We start from the raw sequence: 1990 nt of genomic DNA on the forward strand, positions 1-1990 counted from the left end.
GTCTCTAACAGCTCACGATATAAATCAATGTAAGGAAGATTTTTATTCATGGCATTTTTATATTCCTTTTCTACATCGTAAAAAACCTTTTTAAACCTCACATCAGTAATCCCTGCCTCATCAATTTCAAGAATTGCATACTGAGCACGCAAGTCAGAGTTTAGCTTATTCCACTTGTAAAAAGGTTGTCCAACTGTTCCTGGGTTAATAATTAATTGATCATTGCTACTATAGCGCAACAATTGATGGTGGGTATGAGCGTAAATCGCAATATCATAATCACGATCAAATAGCCGATCAAACTGTTCCTGATTATTAGTGGGCCACAAATCTCCTCCGTAATTTTTATTTTGTAGATTATGACTAATACTGATTGATAAATCATTAACCTGTTTTGTTATATGTAATGGTAAATTTTTAACATGCTTAATATAGTTTTCATCCAGGTTTTCACATTGATACTGAACTAATCTAGAAACATAAATATCAGTTGCGTTATCAATATCAATATTTTTATTAAGAACGTCAAGAAAACTATCTTCCCAGTTTCCTTGTACATAAGTATCAACGTTAATACTTTCTAATATTTCAAACAAATCATTCGATCCAGGACCAGGCATAATTAAATCTCCTAAAAACCAATAATCAGTCACACCTTCTTTCATAGAATCTTCGATAACTGCTTTTAAAGCAGTTGCATTTCCATGTACATCTGCCAGTACAGCAATTTTATGTTTCATGTATTTTATTCCCTCCTCTAAATTTACGTTTCCATCTCATTCATTTTTTATTTTCGAACCAAATCAAATTGAATAGGCATATTCTTTTTTAGGCAATTTTACTATCTCTTGAATGAAATTTGATTTCTCTAAAATGTCCTCTAACTGCCCCTCACTATGGACGTAAATACCACCTGCATATGAACTGTACGCCTTTTTCTCAGTTATTATCGCTAAATTGTTATTTTCCTTTTTAAAATCACCCTCCACTCCTTTTTGAAATGATAAACTTTTAGTTGGTGAAACATAAAGTTGAATTAAAGATACTATTTCAACATCATCTGATTTTGCAAAGCACTGTATTTCATTTAAAATCATTTCATCTTGTAACAGAAGAAAGTCTTCTACTTCTAACTTCTCTCCTTTATGAAAGAAGTTTTGAAGTCCAGGAGTATAGAACGAAAGATTTTTCTCCTCTATCATTTTAAAAATTGTTTGCAGCAATACGTCTTTTCCTATCACAAACGGGTGGCCAAATCCATTATTGTAAAGCCCTTCTTTCATTTTCATTAATTGTTCGATGAAGGGGATTCCCGATTCTTCAATAACAAGTTTACCGTCAATTAAACGCATGTTAGCAATCAATTCTTCTATCTGTAAACCTTCTAATTCAAGCGATGAGTAATATAAATCTCTATTCCAAAAATCTAATTGATCCATTCCTAATGAATTAAATAAGAGCTCATCTATAATTGGAAAAACTCCATCTTCTGTTAAAGCTTTCGTTACATCATCTAATAATCTAGGTGTTTGATTTAAAACCGTACGTATTTCTTCGTCCTCTTGAATGATTCGTACCGTCCACTCACCATGATCTTCACCCGATATTTGCTGAAAACAATGTGAATATGGCCCATGTCCAACATCGTGTAGAAGGGCTACAGTAGATACTAGCTTTCGTTCATATTTCGATAAATGTATGTCACCAATCTCAGTAAGATGTTCTATCACTTTATTTACTAGCACATATACACCTATCGAATGTTCTTCTCTTGTATGTATTGCGTTCTCATGTAAAAAATAAGTATGTCCTTGTTGTTTAATATGCGTCAACCTTTGAAATGCTTTTGTATCTATCAATCGAAGCATATCTCTATCACGAATAGAGATTGGTCCATAAATCGGATCTGTAATATACATACGTTCTCCTCCTATTTTTGTAAATGAAAGACCTATACCATTATACTTAATTTTCAGTCTATTATCATTGA

The 1990-nt window shown here is 32.4% G+C and carries 2 protein-coding genes; both read right to left on the reverse strand.

Features of this window, described 5'->3' with window-relative positions:
- A partial coding sequence (locus ACQGS6_RS27340) for a metallophosphoesterase family protein (protein WP_426965941.1) occupies positions 1–740 on the reverse strand: 740 nt, incomplete at its 3' end.
- Between the two features lie 63 nt (positions 741–803).
- Positions 804–1919, reverse strand: a complete 1116-nt coding sequence (locus tag ACQGS6_RS27345) for an HD domain-containing protein (RefSeq protein ID WP_426965942.1) — start codon at positions 1917–1919, stop codon at positions 804–806.
- Positions 1920–1990 lie beyond the last annotated feature (71 nt).

The sequence above is a fragment of the Bacillus sp. GMs2/2 genome (assembly GCF_050172095.1).
GTDB classification, from domain to species: domain Bacteria; phylum Bacillota; class Bacilli; order Bacillales; family Bacillaceae_G; genus Bacillus_A; species Bacillus_A cereus.